The sequence below is a fragment of the Pseudomonas ceruminis genome (assembly GCF_021602025.1).
GTDB classification, from domain to species: Bacteria; Pseudomonadota; Gammaproteobacteria; order Pseudomonadales; family Pseudomonadaceae; genus Aquipseudomonas; species Aquipseudomonas ceruminis.
This window is the reverse complement of sequence record NZ_BQHW01000008.1, coordinates 70,765-89,838: the sequence shown is the minus strand read 5'-3', so window position 1 is coordinate 89,838 and position 19,074 is coordinate 70,765. Positions and strand designations below refer to the sequence as shown.

Sequence of the window (19,074 nt, the reverse complement as noted above, 5' to 3'; positions counted from 1 at the left end):
TCAGCATCTAGATTCCATTCTTGTCAGGTCTGACAGGATTAAAGCCCCGCCTCCAGCCACTGGCACATAACAATTTCAAGAACCGGCACAGACCGGTCAGCCTGCGAGGAAGACGGCATGTCCCTGTTGATCCGTGGCGCCACCGTGGTCACCCACGAAGAGCGTTATCCCGCTGATGTCCTGTGTGTCGATGGCCAGATCCGCGCCATCGGCAAAGACCTTGTCCCCCCTACCGACTGCGAGACCCTCGACGGCAGCGGCCAGTACCTGATGCCCGGGGGCATCGACCCGCACACCCACATGCAGTTGCCGTTCATGGGCACCGTGGCCAGCGAGGACTTTTTCAGCGGCACCGCCGCGGGGCTGGCCGGCGGCACCACCTCGATCATTGACTTCGTCATCCCCAACCCGCAGCAGTCGCTGCTGGAGGCCTTCCACACCTGGCGCGGCTGGGCGCAAAAAAGTGCATCCGACTATGGTTTCCATGTCGCCATCACCTGGTGGAGTGAGCAGGTAGCCGAAGAAATGGGCGAGTTGGTGACCCAGCACGGGGTCAACAGCTTCAAGCACTTCATGGCTTACAAGAACGCCATCATGGCGGCCGACGACACCCTGGTCGCCAGCTTCGAGCGCTGCCTGCAACTGGGCGCAGTACCTACCGTGCACGCCGAAAACGGCGAACTGGTGTACCACCTGCAACGGAAACTGCTGGCCCAGGGGCTGACCGGCCCGGAGGCACACCCGCTGTCGCGCCCGTCGCAAGTCGAAGGCGAGGCGGCCAGCCGGGCCATTCGTATTGCCGAAACCATTGGTACACCGCTGTACGTGGTACACATTTCCAGCCGCGAAGCGCTGGATGAAATCACCTACGCCCGGGCCAAAGGCCAACCGGTGTACGGCGAAGTACTGCCCGGCCACCTGCTGCTCGACGACAGCGTCTACCGCAACCCCGACTGGGCCACCGCCGCCGGCTACGTGATGAGCCCGCCGTTCCGCCCGCGTGAGCACCAAGAGGCCCTGTGGCGTGGGCTGCAATCGGGCAACCTGCACACCACCGCCACCGACCACTGCTGCTTCTGCGCCGAACAGAAAGCCATGGGCCGCAACGACTTCAGCCGCATCCCCAACGGCACGGCCGGCATCGAGGATCGCATGGCCGTGTTGTGGGACGCCGGTGTGAACAGCGGGCGCCTGTCCATGCATGAGTTCGTCGCACTGACCTCCACCAACACCGCGAAGATTTTCAACCTGTTCCCACGCAAGGGCGCCATCCGCATCGGCGCCGATGCCGACCTGGTGCTGTGGGACCCGCAGGGCACACGTACCATTTCTGCCCAAACCCACCACCAGCGGGTGGATTTCAATATCTTCGAAGGCCGCACCGTACGCGGCATCCCCAGCCACACCATCAGCCAGGGCCGCGTGCTCTGGGCCGATGGCGACCTGCGCGCCGAGCCTGGCGCGGGTCGTTACGTGGAGCGCCCGGCCTACCCCTCGGTGTACGAGGTACTGGGCCGACGCGCCGAGCAGCAGCGCCCGACCCCCGTTCAGCGCTGAGCCACCCCGCACTGCCGAACCGGCCCTCAGAGGCCGGACGGCGCCGTATTGCCGTTGACTGCCACATCCAAAAAGAAAAGAGAGGCTACAACCGTGATCGATGCCCTGAACCATTTGCCGCGCCCCCGGGCCGGCGCCGACCAACTGGCCGAGCAATTCAGTGACCTCGCGCCACCCCTCACCGCGCGCCAGGCCGCCGTGGAAAGCGCCCGCTGCCTGTACTGTTACGACGCCCCCTGCGTGAACGCCTGCCCGAGCGAGATCGACATCCCGTCGTTCATTCACCGCATCAGCGACGAAAACCTGCAAGGAGCCGCCGAGCGCATTCTCTCGGCCAACATTCTGGGCGGCAGTTGCGCCCGCGTATGCCCCACCGAGATCCTTTGCCAACAAGCCTGCGTGCGCAACAACGCCCAGGAATGCGCGCCCGTGCTGATCGGCCAGCTGCAGCGTTACGCCCTGGACAATGCCGGGTTCAGCGAGCACCCGTTCAAGCGCTCGCCCGCCACCGGCAAGCGCATTGCCGTGGTCGGGGCCGGTCCGGCCGGGCTGTCCTGCGCCCACCGCCTGGCCATGCATGGGCATGAGGTGGTGGTGTTCGAGGCCTGTGACAAGGCCGGGGGCCTGAATGAATACGGCATCGCACGCTACAAGCTGGTGGACGACTATGCCCAGCGCGAAGTCGAGTTTCTGCTCGGAATCGGCGGCATCGAAATCCGCCATGGCCAACGCCTGGGCAGCAACCTGAGCCTGGCCGAGCTGCGCGACCAGTACGCGGCGGTGTTCCTTGGCCTTGGCCTGAATGCCGTGCGTCAGTTGGGCCTGCCAGAGGAGCACGCGCCAGGCCTGCTGGCTGCCACCGACTACATCCGCGAACTGCGCCAGGCGGACGACCTCACGCAATTGCCGCTGGCCGGCCGCTGCCTGGTCATCGGTGCCGGCAACACTGCCATCGACATGGCGGTGCAGATGAGCCGCCTCGGCGCCCACGATGTCAACCTGGTGTACCGCCGCGGCCCTGCCGACATGGGCGCCACCGGTCATGAGCAAGACATCGCCAAAGCCAACCAGGTGCGCCTGCACACCTGGGCCCGCCCCGACGCCGTGCTGCTGGACGACAACGGCCAGGTTCGCGGCATGCGCTTCGCTCGCACGGCGCTGGTCGAAGGCCGCCTGGGCGATACCGGCGAAACCTTCGAGCTGGCCGCCGATGCGATCTTCAAGGCCATCGGCCAACGCTTCGACGAGCAAGCCCTGAGCGACCCGCTGGCCGCGCAACTGGTCCGCGACGGTGAACGCATTCGCGTCGATGAACACATGCGCACCAGCCTGCCGGGTGTTTATGCCGGCGGCGACTGTACTGCCCTGGGCCAGGACCTCACCGTCCAGGCCGTGCAACACGGCAAGCTGGCAGCCGAAGCCATCCATGCCCAACTCATGCTCAACGTGGAGGCTGCATAAATGGCCGACTTGTCTATCGTGTTCGCCGGCATCAAGGCACCCAACCCTTTCTGGCTGGCTTCCGCGCCACCCACCGACAAGGCCTACAACGTGGTTCGCGCGTTCGAGGCCGGCTGGGGTGGCGTGGTCTGGAAAACCCTGGGCGAAGACCCGGCAGCGGTCAACGTATCGTCGCGCTACTCGGCGCACTACGGCGCCAACCGCCTGGTGCAGGGCATCAACAATATCGAGTTGATCACCGACCGTTCACTGGAGATCAACCTGCGCGAAATCACCCAGGTAAAAAAGGACTGGCCCGACCGTGCGCTGATCGTGTCGTTGATGGTGCCGTGCGTCGAGCAATCGTGGAAATTCATCCTGCCGCTGGTGGAGGCCACCGGTGCCGACGGCATCGAACTGAACTTCGGCTGCCCACATGGCATGCCCGAGCGCGGCATGGGCGCAGCGGTCGGCCAGGTACCCGAGTATGTGGAGATGGTCACCCGCTGGTGCAAGCAGCACTGCTCGTTACCGGTCATCGTCAAGCTCACGCCCAATATCACCGACATCCGTCAGTCGGCACGCGCGGCGCATCGCGGCGGGGCGGATGCCGTGTCGCTGATCAACACGATCAACTCGATTACCAGTGTCGACCTGGACCGCATGGTCGCCCACCCGATCGTCGGTGATCAGAGCACCCACGGTGGTTATTGTGGCTCGGCGGTAAAACCCATCGCGCTGAACATGGTGGCCGAGATTGCCCGCGATCCGGAAACGCACGGGCTGCCGATCTGCGGCATCGGGGGGATCGGCACGTGGCGGGATGCCGCCGAATTCATCGCCCTGGGCAGCGGTGCCGTGCAGGTATGTACAGCGGCGATGCTGCATGGTTTTCGCATTGTCGAAGACATGAAGGACGGGCTGGCGCGCTGGATGGACCAGCACGGGCACCGCAACCTGGAGGCATTCCGTGGCCAGGCGGTGGGCCACACCACCGACTGGAAGTACCTGGACATCAACTACAAATCGGTGGCGCATATCGACCAGGCGGCCTGCATCGGCTGTGGGCGCTGCCACATCGCCTGCGAGGACACCTCGCACCAGGCCATTGCCAGCACCCTGAAGGCTGACGGGACCCATGCCTACACGGTGATCGAGGACGAATGCGTGGGCTGCAACCTGTGCCAGATCACCTGCCCGGTGGAAAATTGCATCGAGATGGTGGCGCAGGAGACGGGCAAACCGTACCTGAACTGGACGCAGGACCCGCGTAACCCCTACCGCGAAGCCAGTTGAGATTGCGCGGGGCGCTTTGTTATCCGCCTCGATGCGCTGCACAGGACAGGTACACCATGGCGGGGACATGTTTGATGTGGGAGCGGGCTTGCCGGCGTTTGCCAGCCATCAAGGCTCCAGCCCTATCCCACGCAGGATCACGCATGTCACCGTCTGGACCGCCCGCTCGAACGCCCCGTCCGACAGCGGCTCACCACCATTGAGCAGTGCCACCTGGTAACCAAAGTCGGCATAGTGCTGGGTCGACGCCCAGATCATGTACAGCAGCGCCGAAGGCTCCACCGCCAGGATCCGCCCCTCCTCCACCCAGCGGCGGATCTTGTCTTCCTTCAATTTGGCCCACGGCACCAGGCTGTCATCGAGGTTCACCCCCAGTAGCGGGGCGCCGTGCAGCATCTCTTCAGCCCAGATCTTCGAGCCCAGCGGCCGCGAACGCGAATGGCCCATCTTGGCGCGGATGTAGCTGGTGAGCACCACGCGCGGGTCGTCGAAGTTCTCGAAACACAGCGCATCCTGCTTCCACACATCCAGCAGGTCCTGCAACACCGCGCGAAACAGCTCATCCTTGGTGCTGAAGTAGTAATGCAGGTTGGAGCGCGGCAGCTCGGCCTGTTCGGCGATATCGCCCATGGAGGTGGCGCCGTACCCCTTCTCGGCGAACACCTTTTCTGCGGCGACGAGAATTTTTTCGACGTTGCGTCGGCGAATTTCGATCTTGTGGTTGGCCATGCCGTTCCTAATACCACGCGCCCCTTGTAGACGCTGGCTTGCCTATGATGGGCCGCCTCAACGGCCCTGATCTGTTCGCCTTGAAATAGCATAAGTGGCGCCCGGCATCACGCCCTCTTTGCACTCAGCCACACGTCGCCCGGTCCCGGACCGGGCAATGTGCCCGGTACAGGTTCAACGCTGTATTGATGATGCCGACATGGCTGAATGCCTGGGGGAAGTTGCCGAGCATGCGCTGGCCGGCCGGGTCATACTGCTCGGCCAGCAGGCCCACGTCATTGCACAGACCGGTCAGTTTCTCGTAAAGCGCCTGGGCTTCCTCCTGGCGCCCCAGCAGCACATACACATCGGCCAACCAGAACGAACACACCAGGAACGTGCCCTCTCCGGGTGTCAGCCCGTCACTGCAGGTGTCGGTGTCGTAGCGCAGCAGCAAGCCGTTCTTCAACAGACGCTGCTCGATCTGCTCGAGGGTGCGCAGGAATCGCTCATCCTCGACCGGCAGGAAACCGGTCAGGGCGATCTGCAGCAGGCTGGCATCCATCTCGTTGGCGCCATAGGCCTGGACGAAATACTGGCCGCTGGCGTCAAGGCCGTGTTCGCACACTTCGCGGCGGATTTCATCCGCCACCTTGCGGTAGTGCTGGCCCCGCTCACGGCCTTCTTCGGTGGTGTCTGCCAGCCCTGCCGAGCGGTCAAAGGCCACCCAGGCCATGACTTTCGAGTGCACGAAGTGCTGCTGGCCACCGCGTACCTCCCAGATGCCTTCGTCCGGCTCGCGCCAGATGCGCTCCAGGTACGGCAGGATCAGGCGCGAGATCGCAGCGCTGCGCGGGTGTCGGGGCAGCCCGCCCTTGATGGCCTGGCTCATGGCGTCGGCCAGTTCGCCGTAGATGTCCAGCTGCCGCTGCTGTGCAGCGGCATTGCCCACGCGCACGGGTTGGGAGTGCTCGTACCCGGGCAGCCACGGCAAGGTGTATTCCTGCAGGTCGCGCTCACCGGCCAGGCCGTACATGATCTGCATCTGTTCGGGGTTGCCGGCCACCGACCGCAGCAGCCACTCGCGCCAGGCCTGCGCCTCCTCGAAGTACCCCAGGTTCATGAACGCCAGCAAGGTCATGGTGGCATCGCGCAACCAGCAGAAGCGGTAATCCCAGTTGCGCTCGTGGCCGATGCTTTCGGGCAACGACGTGGTCACCGCAGCGACCATGCCCCCGGTGGGCGCGTAGGTCATGGCCTTGAGGGTGATCAGGGAACGGCGCACCTGGGCGCTGTAAGGCCCCACCTCCGGGCAGCGCGCAGCAAAGGCCTGCCACTGGCTGATGGTGTGCTCCAAGGCCTGTTCCACATCACAGTCAGGCTGCACCGGCAGGTGCGAAGGCTGATGGCGCAGGTTGAACACATGGCGTTCACCGGCCCCGACCCGAAAGCGGGCCACCGTGTGATGATCGCGGGCATGCGAGGGTACGGTGCTGCTCATGACCAGGCAGTCGGGGCCAGCAACGGCGCTGAGCGTCAGAGGGTCGAGCTTTTCCACCCAGGGCACGCTGCGGCCGTAGTCGAAGCGCAGCACCAGGTCCATTTCGAAGTTGGTCTGGCCAGCAACACCCTCGACGATGCGCACCACCGAGTTGATGTCCCCCTGCACGGGCATGAAGTCCAGCACACGGGCACGGCCGCTGGCGGTGACCCAAGTGGTTTCCAGTACCAGGGTGTCATCAAGGTAGGCGCGCTGGGTGTGCTCGACCGGGTCGCTGGGGGCCAGCCGCCATCGACCGTTCTCTTCGTTGCCCAGCAGCGCGGCGAACACCGCTGGGGCGTCGAAACGCGGCAGGCACAGCCAGTCGATGGAGCCATCACGGCTGACCAGGGCGGCGCTGCGGCAGTTGCCGAGCAAGGCGTAGTCTTCGATAGGGGCGGGCATGCAGTCTCCTGGGTTGATGAAGTAGAGGCCGGTGCTGTCACCCCAACCTGTGCCATTCACGCTTGTCGCGGGTCAGCAGCTCATGGCCAGCCTCTGGCCCATCTTCGCCCGCCGGGTACTCATGCACGTCTCCCCCATCGGCCCACGCATCCAGAAACGGCTGCACTGCTCGCCAGCCGTTCTCGATGTTGTCGGCCCGCTGGAACAAGGTCTGGTCGCCCGTCAGGCAGTCATAAATCAAGGTCTCGTAACCGGTCGCCGGGGGCATCTTGAAGAAGTCCTTGTAGGCGAAGCCAAGCTCGACGTTTTCCATCACCAGCTCCGGCCCGGGCCGTTTGGCCTGCAAGTCGAACCACATGCCTTCGTTGGGCTGGATCTGGATCTTCAGGTAATTCGGTTTGGGCCGCTCAAGCTCCGACTCGCGAAATTGCGCATAAGGCGCGGGCTTGAAGCAGATGGCGATTTCCGTGTCGCGTACGCTCATGCGCTTGCCCGTACGCAGGTAGAACGGCACGCCGGCCCAGCGCCAGTTGTCGATCATGACCTTGAGCGCAACATAGGTTTCCGTCTGGCTGTCGGCCGCGACCTTGTCTTCCTGGCGATACCCCGCCAAGTGTTTGCGGCCCTGCTTGCCAGCCGTGTACTGACCCCGTACAGAGTTCTTCAGGGCCATCTTCGCCGACCAGGGGCGGATGGCGCCGATCACCTTGGCTTTCTCACCGCGCACGGCATCGGCGCCAAAGGCCGCAGGCGGCTCCATAGCGACCATCGCCAGCAACTGGAACAGGTGGTTGGGCACCATGTCGCGCAGCGCCCCGGTGTTGTCGTAGAACGCACCGCGGGTCTCGACGCCGACGGTTTCGGCGGCGGTGATCTGCACATGGTCGATGTAGTGGTTGTTCCAGAACGATTCGAACAGGCCATTGGAAAAACGGCTGACCAGAATGTTCTGTACGGTTTCCTTCCCCAGGTAATGGTCGATGCGGTAAATCTGCCGCTCACTCATCACCTTCAGCAGGCATGCATTGAGTGCCTCGGCACTGGCCAGGTCGGTGCCGAAAGGCTTTTCCACCACGACCCGGCGAAAACCACCGGCCGATTCATCGAGCAGGCCGGCATCGCCCAGGCGCTGCGCCACTTCGGGGAAGAAACGTGGTGAGGTGGCCAGGTAGAAGATCGCGTTGCCGTGGCTGGTCTTGTCGATGCGTTGGGCCAGCGCCGTATAGGTGGCAGGGTCAAGAAAATCGCCGGTCTGGTAGTCCAGCCGCTTGGCCAGGCGTGCCCACACCTTGTCGTCCACGCATCGGGAGGCCCCCTCGCCGCCTTTGTCACGCTCACGCATGAACGCATGCAGGCGCTCGGCGAACGCCTCTGCCGTGGCGGCGTTGTGGTCGACGCCCACGATACGCAGGTTGCGGTCAAGCAAGCCGTCGCGGCTGAGGTTGTACAGCGCCGGCATCAGCAGGCGCTTGACCAGGTCACCATTGGCGCCGAACAGGAACAGTGTGCAAGGCGGTGCAGCGGGAATGGTCTTTTTGGTCATTGGCCTTTCTTCTCGACGTGGCCACCAAAGCCCAGGCGCATCGCCGAGAGCACCTTGTCACCGTAAGTGCCCTGCTGCTGGCGCGAGCGGAACCTTGCGAACAGCGCGCTGGACAGCACCGGTACCGGCACGGCCTGCTCGACGGCGGCATCGATGGTCCAGCGGCCTTCACCGCTGTCGGACACCGAACCGCTGAACTGCGACAGGTGCGGGTCGGCCGCCAGGGCGTCGGCGGTGAGGTCGAGCAGCCAGGACGTGACCACGCTGCCACGGCGCCAGACTTCGGCGATCTCGGCCACATTCAGGTCGAAGCGCTGGTCTTCGGGCAACTCATTGCCCCCCTTGCTGCGCAACAGGTCAAAGCCTTCGGCATAGGCCTGCATCAGGCCGTACTCGATGCCGTTGTGCACCATCTTCACATAGTGCCCGGCGCCGGGCGGGCCGGCGTGGATGTAGCCGTGTTCGGCGCGGTCGTGCTCACCTTCGCGGCCATGGGTACGTGGAATGTCACCTACGCCCGGCGCCAGGGCCTTGAACAGCGGCTCCAGGCGCTCGAACACGTCCTTCTCCCCGCCGATCATCATGCAGTAGCCACGGTCCAGGCCCCAAACGCCACCAGAGGTGCCGACATCCAGGTAGTGCAACCCACGCTTGGCCAACTGCGCGGCGCGGCGCATGTCGTCCTTGTAGAAGGTGTTGCCGCCGTCGATGATCGCATCGCCCGGCTCGAGCAGCTCGGCCAGTTGGGCAATCGTCTGTTCAGTGGGTTCTCCAGCCGGCAGCATGACCCACACCGCACGCGGCGCCTTGAGCTTTTGCACCAGCGCGCCCAGGTCATGCGCCCCTTGTGCGCCCTCGCCTTCCAGCCCGGTAATGGCTTCACGGTTGCGGTCATGGACCACGGTGCGGTGACCGGTGCGCATCAGGCGCCTTGCGATATTGCCGCCCATGCGGCCCAGCCCGACGATTCCCAATTGCATGAGCCGATGCTCCCTTGAAAATGAATGACAACACAGTCAGCGTTTCAGATTAGTCCAGCGCGCCGCCTGAGGGTTCAGCGACGGACGGCGCGACAACGTTAAACAAAAAAGTTCCCATGGGCAGCGAAAGAATTCAGAATGCGCGCCGCGTGAAGTGTCTACGCTTTAACTGTCACCAGCCAAAACTGCGAGGTGTATCCATGGGTACCTTGATGCCTGCCACCCCTACCCAGACCCTCTATGTCTCCGTACGCCGTGATGAACTGCGTAAACTGAAGGAGGAGCGTGAACAGCTGCTACAACAAGTAGCGCGTCTCACCCTGATGCTCAAGCAAGCCAACCGTGGTGAAAAGTCCGTTAGCTACTGAACGATTTGCCCACTCGTTGACGCGCGGCGCCCTCTTTACCTTGGAGCGCGCCGCAGGCCCACCCCGGTGCCTGCATCCACGGATGCCAGCATGTTCCCCTTAAAATACCTCATCCCAGCAGCGCTACTCGTGGTTGCCGTGCCTGCGCAGGCAGCTACGCCGCACTCCTGTCAAATGTTGAACGAGGCAGACGCGCTCGGGCTGTTCGAGCAGTGGAATGCCAGCCTCAAGACCGGCGACCCGCTGAAGGTGGCCAAGCTTTATCAGCACGACGCGGTACTGTTGCCTACGGTGTCGAACGCGCCTCGGCTAACCCAGGCTGAGCGGGTCGACTATTTCAGCCACTTCCTTGCTGATCGCCCTAGCGGCAAGCTAAACAGCCATCACCTCAAGCGTGGCTGCGACACGGCCACCCTCGCCGGCTTGTACACCTTCGATTTCGCCTCCACCGGTCGACAGGTAGCGGCGAGGTACACCTTTATCTACCGCTGGGATGGCCAAGCCTGGTTGATCGACCACCATCACTCCTCATTGCTGCCTCAGTCCTAGCCACGCGTCGCCAGGGTGACGGGCTTGGGCCGTCACCCGCCTGCTCAGCCGCACCCTGACAGTGCAAGCAACACCCCCTGCCACAAAAATGCGCACAGCAATGTCGCCCGCGAGCCGTGCTTGAACACCGCCTTCACATCCCGTCACACACGCCAACGTTTGCGTCTATCTCGCGTCATAACGAAAGTGACCAGCGGGTCACATCTTTATCTCCGGCTCTCCTACACTCAGCGTTCGGCCCGCCATTTGCTCAAGGAAGAAGCGACATAAATAAGTCGAACTTTTGCAAACGGTGGCAGGTCAGCAACATAAGTAGGCCAAGGCTTAAGGGACTTCCCTCGCTAGAGCCCCGCCACCCCAATCTGTCCAATCGCCTTCGGCCGGAATGCCGATAGCGCTGTGCCTGCGCGCACGACCCTGGGGCAAGGACCGCACGACGAACAGACGAAGCAGAGATAACCAACACGAATAGAGCAACGGGTGCCCGCACCCGGACAACACAATAGGGACGGAGAGAAGTATGATCAGTGCCGCTGTCGAACCTCACGTAGAGTCATTCAAACCGGACAACCGCGAACCGCTTACCCCGGATTTCGCCACGACAGGCAAGGCACCCGGCGCCCAGCGTCAGCACAACCCCAACAAGCGCAAGATCCTGTTCGTCACCTCCGAAATCGCCGACCTGGTAAAAACCGGGGGCTTGGGCGATGTTTCCGCGGCATTGCCACGGGCGCTGGCGCACCTGCACGATGTTCGCGTGCTGATTCCCGGCTACCGCCAGGTAATGGAAAGCGACAACCCCATCCATATCGTCGGTGAACTCGGTGGCCACGCCGCCCTGCCACCGTGCAAGATCGGTCGCATGGACATGGCCGACGGACTGGTCATCTATGTGCTGATCTGCCCTGAGCTGTACCAGCGCGACGGTTCGCCCTATGGCGCCAACAATGGCCGCGACTGGCCCGACAACCACATTCGCTTCGCCCGCCTGGGCCTGGCCGCTGCCGAAATCGCCGCCGGCGAAGGCCGCATCCACTGGAAGCCCGAAGTGGTCCACGCCCATGACTGGCCTGCCGGCCTGGCCCCGGCCTACATGCACTGGCGCGGGCTGAACACGCCGACCCTGTTCACCATTCACAACCTTGCCTACCAGGGCGTGTACAGCCGCGGCTGCAGCCCGGAGCTGGCGATCCCTGACCATGCCATGCAGCAGGAAGGCATGGAGTTCTACGGCAAGCTGTCGTTTCTCAAGGCAGGCCTGGCCTACTCCAGCCACATCACCACGGTCAGCGCCACGTATGCCCGCGAAATCACCACGCCCGAATTTGGCTGCGGCCTGGACGGTTTCCTGGCCAGCAAGGCCCAGCAAGGCCTGCTCGGTGGCATCCCCAACGGCATCGACGAAAGCTGGGATTCGGCCACCGACACGCACCTGCAGCACAACTTCAGTATCAACGACTGGGAGGGCAAGGCGCGCAATGCCGAGGAGGTCCGCCGCCTGTTCGAACTTGAGCCGTCCGAAGGCCCGCTGTTCGCGGTGGTTTCGCGGCTGGTCTTCCAGAAAGGGCTGGACCTGACCCTGGGCGTGGCGGACTACATCGTCGAACAAGGTGGGCAGATCGCGATCATTGGCCGGGGCGAGCCGGAAGAAGAACAGGCCATGAGTGAGCTGGCGGTGCGCCACCCAGGCCGCATCGGTGTGCGTATTGGTTTCAACGAAACCGACGCCAGGCGCATGTTCGCTGGCAGCGATTTCCTGCTGATGCCGTCACGCTATGAACCCTGCGGCCTGAGCCAGATGTATGCGCAGCGCTTTGGCTCATTGCCGGTGGCGCGCAACACCGGTGGGCTGGCCGACACCATCGAGAATGGCGTTACCGGGTTCCTGTTCGACGAGTCCACGGTGCAGAGCTACCGCGAAGCGCTGAGCCGCGCCTTCTATGTATACGGCAAGAAAAACCTGCTCAATGCCATGCGCTGCCTGTCGATGACCCAGCCGTTCAACTGGTGCCAGGCGGTCGAACCCTATGCCCGCCTCTACGAGGACCTGGTCAAGCAGACACAGCTGAGCCACTACTGAGCAGGAGAATCGAAGATGCACAGGCATGGCGCACACCTGCTGGACGCCACGTCGGCGCGCTTCGCCCTGTGGGCGCCCGATGCGCGCAGCGTGAGCTTGGAACTGGAGCAGCAACCGCCCATCGCGTTGCTGCCCGCAGAGGATGGCTGGTACACGGGGGTCGCTCCGTGTCAGGCCGGTGACCGTTACCACTACCGTATCGATGGCACGCTGCAGGTGGCCGACCCAGCGTCGCGCTACCAGCCCGAGGGCGTGCAGGGGCCCAGCCAAGTGGTGGACACCCAGGCCTACGCCTGGCAACACCCGTGGCAGGGCCGGCCTTGGCACGAGGCAGTGATCCAGGAACTGCACGTCGGCGTGCTTGAGGGTTACGAAGGCGTTGCCCGCCACCTGCCACGCCTGGCCGAGTTAGGCATTAGCGCCATCGAGCTGATGCCCCTGGGGCAGTTCCCAGGCGAACGCAACTGGGGCTATGACGGTGTGCTGCCCTATGCACCACAACACAGTTACGGCAGCCCCGAGCAACTTTGTGCGCTGGTCGACCATGCCCACGGCCAGGGCCTGATGGTGCTGGTGGACGTGGTGTACAACCATTTCGGCCCCGACGGCAATTACCTGCACCAGTACGCCAGCCCGTTCTTCCGTGAAGACCGGCAGACACCCTGGGGGGCAGCCATCGACTTCCGTCGCCCGCAAGTGCGCGAATACTTCATCCAGAACGCCCTGATGTGGCTGTGCGACTACCGCTGCGATGGCCTGCGCCTGGACGCCGTGCATGCCATCGACCAACCTGACTTCCTCATCGAACTGGCACAGCGGGTACGTGCGGCAGTCGAGCCTGGGCGGCACGTGTGGCTGGTGCTGGAAAACGAACACAACCAGGCGTTTCTCCTCGAGCAGGGCTTTGATGCGCAGTGGAACGACGACGGCCACAACGCCCTGCACGTGTTGCTGACCGGCGAAACCGAAGGCTACTACGCCGATTACCAGGTGCAGCCGATCGACAAGCTGGCCCGCTGCCTGTCCGAAGGCTTCGTGTTCCAGGGGCAAGCCAACCGCCACGGCATACCGCGCGGCGAGCCCAGTGGGCACCTCGAGCCCAGCGCGTTCGTGCTGTTCCTGCAGAACCACGACCAGATCGGCAACCGCGCACTGGGCGAACGCCTGACCCGCCTGTGCCCACCTGCAGCCCTGCGAGCGGCCACCGGCCTGTTGCTGCTGTCGCCGATGATCCCGCTGCTGTTCATGGGCGATGACGATGGCAGCTGTCGGCCCTTCTTGTTCTTTACCGATTTTCACGACGCGCTGGCCGATGCCGTGCGCGAAGGCCGGCGCGGCGAGTTCGCCCATTTCGCGGCATTCGCCGACCCTGAACAGCGCGAACGCATCCCCGACCCCAATGCCGAGCAGACCTTCGAAGCCTCCAGGCCCCAGCGCAAAGAGGTGATCGCCGGCTGGCACGGCCTCTATCAGCAGTTGCTCGACCTGCGTCGGCAGCATGTCATCCCCCACCTGCCCGGCAGCCGCGCCCTGGGCGCCCAGGTGCTGGGCGACAAGGCGCTGAGCGCACGTTGGCGCCTTGGCAACGGCACTGTGCTGCGCATCGACCTGAACCTGGCCGCCACGCCGCAACCCACGACACTGCCCGCTGCCGAGCACCGCCTGTTCGACAGCAGCGACACCCAGCACCCCGACACCGCACTGTCCGCGTACAGCTGCGTGATCAGCCTGCTTGCACCTGGCCAGGAGAGCCCATGAGCGAAAACGCCCTGCACCGCTTGGCCGCCCGCGTCGGGCTGGCCCGCGACTGGATCGACGCCAACGACCGACCCCAACAGGTAACCGATGAGGTACTGCGCAAGGTACTCGAGGGGCTGGGCCATCCGGCCAGTGATGACAGCGCCCTGCGCGCCAGCCTGCAAAGCGTCGAGGCCGCCGAAGACAGCCAACACCTGCCGCCGCTGCTGACCGCCGACCTGGGCAGGCCAGTGGCGCTGGCGCGCTACTTCAGCCCAGGCGCCGCCGTGCGCTGCACCCTGGAAGATGAAAGCGTACGGGAGCTCGCCCTCGACACCCAGGCTCGCCTGCCCGGTGATCTGCCAGTGGGCTACCACCGTGTCCAGATCGAAGGCCGCACGTTCACCTTGGCCGTAGCCCCGCAGCGCTGTTACAGCCTGGAGGATGCCGTCGAGCAATCCCCCCCACGCTGCTGGGGCCTGGCGGTCCAGCTTTACAGCCTGCGCCGCCCAGGCGATGGCGGTTATGGCGATTGCCTGGCATTGGAACAACTGGCCCGCAGCGCCGCCGAGCGCGGCGCCGATGCCTTGGCGATCAGCCCGATCCATGCGCTGTCGATGGTCGACCAGCAGCACTACAGCCCCTATTCACCCTCCAGCCGACTGCTGCTCAACACCCTCTACGCCAGCCCCGCCGCAGTGCTGGGCGAGCGCGCCGTGCGCATGGCGATCGAAAGCTGCGGGCTTGAGCAACTGCTCGAAGCGCTGGAGCAGCGCCCGCTGGTTGACTGGCCTCAGGCCGTCGATGCCCGCTTGCGCCTGCTCGAGGCGCTGTACCAGGACTTCAGCCAGGGCGACCACCCTCAACGCAAAGACTTCGACAGTTTTCGCAAGGCGGGCGGCCAGGCCCTGGAGCACCATTGCCGCTTCGAAGTGCTGCAGGCCCACGCCGTGAGCCACGGCCTGGGGGCCGACTGGCGCAACTGGCCCAGCGCCTGGCACGACCCATACCACCCGGAGGTGGAGGCCTTCGCCAACAGCCACCCGGCCAAGGTAGAGTTTCATGCGTTCTGCCAATGGCTAAGCGAACGCAGCGTGCAGCGCGCTCAGGAGGCCGCACGCGGCAATGGCATGGCGGTGGGCCTGATCGCCGACCTGGCGGTGGGTGCCGACGGTGCCGGCAGCCAGGCCTGGAGCCGTCAGGATGAGCTGCTGGCCAACCTCAAGGTCGGCGCCCCGCCCGACATCCTCAACCGCGCAGGCCAAGACTGGGGGATCTGCGCATTCTCCCCCGAAGGCCTCAAGCGCAACGGCTACCGTGCATTCATTGAAATGTTGCGGGCCAACCTGGCCCATGCCGGTGGGCTGCGCATCGACCACGCCATGGGCCTGCGCCGTTTGTGGCTGATCCCGCGCGGCTGCAAGCCCAGCGAAGGTGCCTACCTGAACTTCCCGCTGGAAGACTTGCTGCGCCTGCTGGCCCTGGAGTCGGTACGCCACCAGGCAATCATCCTTGGCGAAGACCTCGGCACGGTGCCGGCAGGCCTGCGGGAACAACTGGCAGACAAGGCCGTGCTGGGCATGCGCGTACTGCCTTTCGAACAAACCCAGCCCGGCCACTTCACACCGCTTCTGGACTGGCCGGACAACGCCCTGGCCACCACCGGGACCCATGACCTGGCGCCTCTGGCCGGCTGGCTGCAAAGCCGCGACATTGACTGGAGCCACCGCCTGCAACTGATCGACACCACCACCGAACAACACTGGCGCCAAACCCGCCAGGCCGAGCAAAACGGCCTGCGCCGCACCCTGGAAAGCAACTATGGCCCACAACCGGACGATGATGCCTTGATCGATGCTGCCATCCGCTACGTCGGCCACACCCGCGCGCCGCTGGTGCTGATTCCGCTGGAAGACCTGCTCGGCAACGACGAGCAACCCAACTTGCCCGGCACCACCGAGGGCCACCCCAACTGGCGCCGACGCTTTGCCGTGCCAGCCCGTGAACTGCTCGACGATGAAGACGCCGCGCGCCGCCTGGAGCTGCTGGCCCAAGCGCGCGAACAAGCCTGGGAGCGTGACCGATGAAACCCTTGACCGCGACCCTGCGCCTGCAACTTCACAGTGACTTCACCCTCGACGATGCCCTGCCCCTGGTGCCCTATTTCGCCCAGTTGGGCATCAGCCACCTGTACGCTTCCCCCCTGCTCAAGGCCCGCGCAGGTTCGCGCCACGGCTACGATGTGGTCGACCCTACCCAGGTCAACCCGGAGCTCGGCGGCGAGGCGGCCCTGCAACGCCTGGTCGCTGCCTTGCGCCAGCACGGCATGGGGCTGATCCTCGACACCGTGTCCAACCACATGGCGGTGGGGGGGGCGGATAACCCGTGGTGGCAAAGCCTGCTGGCCTGGGGGCGACGCAGCCCTTATGCAACGTTCTTCGACATCCAGTGGCACTCCAGCGACCCGCTACTGGCTGGCCAGCTGTTGTTGCCGTTTCTTGGCAGCGACTACGGTGCAGCGCTGAAAAACGGCGATATCCCGCTACAGTTCGATGCCGAGCACGGCGTGCTGCAGGTCGCCCACTACGAGCACCGTTTTCCAATCTGCCCGATCGATTACGGCTGGATCCTGTCACTAAGCCCCACGCCCGCGCTGCAAGCCCTGGCCGAGCATTTCACTGCCCTGGGCGACGCGCCCGAGCCCTTGGCTGCGGCGGTGCCGTTGCAGGCCGAGCTGGCGCGCCTGGTAGGCGAAGGCGCCGACCTGGCGTCTGCCTTGGTGGCCTTCGACAGCCGCAGCGAAAACGGCCTGAAACGCCTGCACCTGCTGCTCGAGCGCCAGACCTACCGCCTGGCCAGCTGGCGCACGGCCGCCGACGACATCAACTGGCGGCGCTTCTTCGACATCAACGAACTGGGCGGCCTGCGGGTGGAGCGCTCGGAGGTGTTCGAGGCCACCCATGCCAAGCTGTTCGAGCTGATCGAGCGCGGCCTGGTGGACGGCCTGCGGATCGACCACATCGACGGCTTGGCCGACCCGCGCGGCTACTGCCGCAAACTGCGCCGGCGGGTCGATAGCCTGCTCGCCCGGCGCCCCCTGGCGGCGGCGCTGGAGCACTTCCCGATTTACGTGGAAAAGATCCTGGGCAGCGGCGAGCACCTGCACCGTGACTGGCTCACCGACGGTACCACCGGCTACGAGTTCATGAACCAGGTGTCGCTGCTGCAGCACGACCCGGCGGGCGAAGCGCCGCTGACCGAACTGTGGGCCACTGTCAGCGAGCGCCCGGCATTTGCCGAAGAGGTACGCCTGGCCCGCCACTTGGTGCTCAATGGCACCCTCGCCGGCGACTGCGAATCGGTGGCCCAGGCCCTGCTGCAGGTGGCGCGCGACGACCTGATGACCCGCGACCTGACCCTCGGCGCCATCCGCCGTGCATTACAGGCGCTGGTTGCGCACTACCCGGTGTACCGCACCTACTTCAATGCCTGCGGCCGCCCGGCAGAGGATGAACGTTTCTTCCAGCAGGCCTTGAGCAATGCCCGCCAGGACCTCGGTGAAGCCGACTGGCCACTGCTCGAGCAGCTCGAACAATGGCTGGGTGGCCAACCTTGGCGCTCGCTGCCACCGGGCCGGCCACGCAAGCACCTGCGCCATGCCTGCGTGCGCTTTCAACAGCTCACTGCACCCAGCGCCGCCAAGGCTGTGGAAGACACCAGCTTCTACCGCTCTGCCCGACTGCTGTCGCGCAACGACGTCGGCTTCGAGGCCGAGCGCTTCAGTGCCGGCCCCGAGTATTTCCACAACGAAGCCCAGCGGCGCCTGCGTGACTTCCCCGACAACCTGTTAGCCACCGCTACCCATGACCACAAGCGCGGCGAGGACACCCGTGCGCGCCTGGCGGTGTTGAGTGAGCGCGGTCCCTGGTTCGCCAGCCGGGTAGAGCACTGGCGCGAGCTGGCCGCCCCCCTGCGCGCGCAGCTGGACGATGGCTTGGCGCCGAGCCCGGGCGATGAATTGCTGCTGTTACAGACGCTGCTTGGCAGTTGGCCCCTGACGCTCGACCTGAACGACGCCAACGCCTTGCAGCAGTACGCCGAACGTATCCGCCAATGGCAACAGAAGGCGCTGCGCGAGGCTAAGCTGCGCAGCAGCTGGAGCGCGCCGAATGAGGCCTATGAAGGCGCCTGTGCAGCCTACATCGATGGAGTGTTGCTCGGTCGCGAAAACCAGCAACTGCGCCAGTCACTGGCCGATGCCGCGCAGTTGATTGCCTGCCCCGGCGCCGTCAATGGCTTGGCTCAGGCGCTGCTGCGCATGACCGTGCCTGGCGTGCCCGATCTGTACCAGGGCAATGAGTACTGGGATTTCAGCCTGGTCGACCCGGACAACCGTCGCCCTGTGGACTACGCTTGCAGGCGTCGCACCCTGGACGACGCCACGCCACCCATCGAGCTGCTCACGCATTGGCGCGACGGCCGTATCAAACAGGCCTTGGTTTCGCGGGTGCTGGACTGCCGCCAGGCGCATGCCGAACTGTTCCGGCGCGGTGCCTACCTGCCGCTGAGCGTTCAGGGCCGGCACGCCGACAAAGTAGTGGCCTTTGCCCGCCTGGGTGAAGGCGAACGCGCCATCGTTGTTGCCCCGCGCCTGGCCAGCGGCCTGCTGGGCGGCGCCTCCGTACCGTTGATCCCGGCACAGAACTGGGACGATACCCGGGTGATTTTGCCGTTTGCCTTGTCGCCTGCCAACTCGACGGGACTTTTTCCCAGCGCTGCGGTCAGCCCTTCAAAGGAGCTGATGTTAAGCGCCGTGCTGTCGGAATTTCCGGTCAATGTGTTGATACAACAATCTTGAGCATCAGGAGCGT

At 64.7% G+C, this 19,074-nt stretch carries 13 protein-coding genes; 9 read left to right on the top strand and 4 right to left on the bottom strand.

Going from position 1 to position 19,074, the window contains the following annotated elements:
* Window positions 1-117 precede the first annotated feature (117 nt).
* From hydA to preA, 3 genes are all read left to right on the top strand, one after another.
* Window positions 118-1,557, top strand: coding sequence for a dihydropyrimidinase (hydA, locus tag L6D80_RS11850; protein ID WP_176513680.1), 1,440 nt, complete (start codon window positions 118-120; stop codon window positions 1,555-1,557).
* 93 nt (window positions 1,558-1,650) lie between these two features.
* Window positions 1,651-3,018: an NAD(P)-dependent oxidoreductase gene (locus tag L6D80_RS11845; RefSeq protein ID WP_176513683.1), complete on the top strand. Its 1,368-nt coding sequence runs from the start codon at window positions 1,651-1,653 to the stop codon at window positions 3,016-3,018.
* The gene (gene preA / locus L6D80_RS11840; RefSeq protein ID WP_054901663.1) at window positions 3,019-4,293 is read left to right on the top strand and encodes an NAD-dependent dihydropyrimidine dehydrogenase subunit PreA; all 1,275 of its coding nucleotides are present in this window, start codon (window positions 3,019-3,021) and stop codon (window positions 4,291-4,293) included.
* 108 nt (window positions 4,294-4,401) lie between these two features.
* Here preA and L6D80_RS11835 read toward each other — a convergent pair whose 3' ends face one another.
* From L6D80_RS11835 to gnd, 4 genes are all read right to left on the bottom strand, one after another.
* A complete protein-coding gene (locus tag L6D80_RS11835; RefSeq protein ID WP_054901664.1) occupies window positions 4,402-5,022 on the bottom strand; it encodes a TetR/AcrR family transcriptional regulator in 621 nt (206 codons plus the stop codon).
* Between the two features lie 124 nt (window positions 5,023-5,146).
* A complete protein-coding gene (locus L6D80_RS11830) occupies window positions 5,147-6,946 on the bottom strand; it encodes a glycoside hydrolase family 15 protein (RefSeq protein ID WP_176513686.1) in 1,800 nt (599 codons plus the stop codon).
* Between the two features lie 37 nt (window positions 6,947-6,983).
* Complete coding sequence (gene zwf, locus L6D80_RS11825) at window positions 6,984-8,489, bottom strand: glucose-6-phosphate dehydrogenase (protein ID WP_054901666.1); 1,506 nt, start codon at window positions 8,487-8,489, stop codon at window positions 6,984-6,986.
* Entirely contained in the window at window positions 8,486-9,505 is a 1,020-nt protein-coding gene (gene gnd, locus L6D80_RS11820) for a phosphogluconate dehydrogenase (NAD(+)-dependent, decarboxylating) (protein WP_223849243.1), read from the bottom strand. The genes zwf and gnd overlap by 4 nt, the downstream gene beginning before the upstream one ends.
* Before the next feature lie 164 nt (window positions 9,506-9,669).
* Between gnd and L6D80_RS11815 the strand changes: the two genes are divergently transcribed.
* From L6D80_RS11815 to L6D80_RS11790, 6 genes are all read left to right on the top strand, one after another.
* The gene (locus L6D80_RS11815; RefSeq protein ID WP_176513693.1) at window positions 9,670-9,837 is read left to right on the top strand and encodes a DUF6026 family protein; all 168 of its coding nucleotides are present in this window, start codon (window positions 9,670-9,672) and stop codon (window positions 9,835-9,837) included.
* Window positions 9,838-10,011: 174 nt separating this feature from the next.
* Window positions 10,012-10,386, top strand: coding sequence for an SgcJ/EcaC family oxidoreductase (locus L6D80_RS11810; RefSeq protein ID WP_223849164.1), 375 nt, complete (start codon window positions 10,012-10,014; stop codon window positions 10,384-10,386).
* 520 nt (window positions 10,387-10,906) lie between these two features.
* Window positions 10,907-12,466, top strand: a complete 1,560-nt coding sequence (gene glgA / locus L6D80_RS11805) for a glycogen synthase GlgA (RefSeq protein ID WP_054901669.1) — start codon at window positions 10,907-10,909, stop codon at window positions 12,464-12,466.
* Window positions 12,467-12,481: 15 nt separating this feature from the next.
* Window positions 12,482-14,224 (top strand): malto-oligosyltrehalose trehalohydrolase, encoded by a 1,743-nt coding sequence (treZ, locus tag L6D80_RS11800; RefSeq protein ID WP_054901670.1) that lies wholly within the window; start codon window positions 12,482-12,484, stop codon window positions 14,222-14,224.
* Window positions 14,221-16,290, top strand: a complete 2,070-nt coding sequence (gene malQ, locus L6D80_RS11795; protein ID WP_176513698.1) for a 4-alpha-glucanotransferase — start codon at window positions 14,221-14,223, stop codon at window positions 16,288-16,290. The genes treZ and malQ overlap by 4 nt, the downstream gene beginning before the upstream one ends.
* The gene (locus L6D80_RS11790) at window positions 16,287-19,061 is read left to right on the top strand and encodes a malto-oligosyltrehalose synthase (protein WP_176513702.1); all 2,775 of its coding nucleotides are present in this window, start codon (window positions 16,287-16,289) and stop codon (window positions 19,059-19,061) included. Before malQ ends, L6D80_RS11790 begins: the two co-directional genes overlap by 4 nt.
* The last annotated feature ends 13 nt before the right edge of the window (window positions 19,062-19,074 follow it).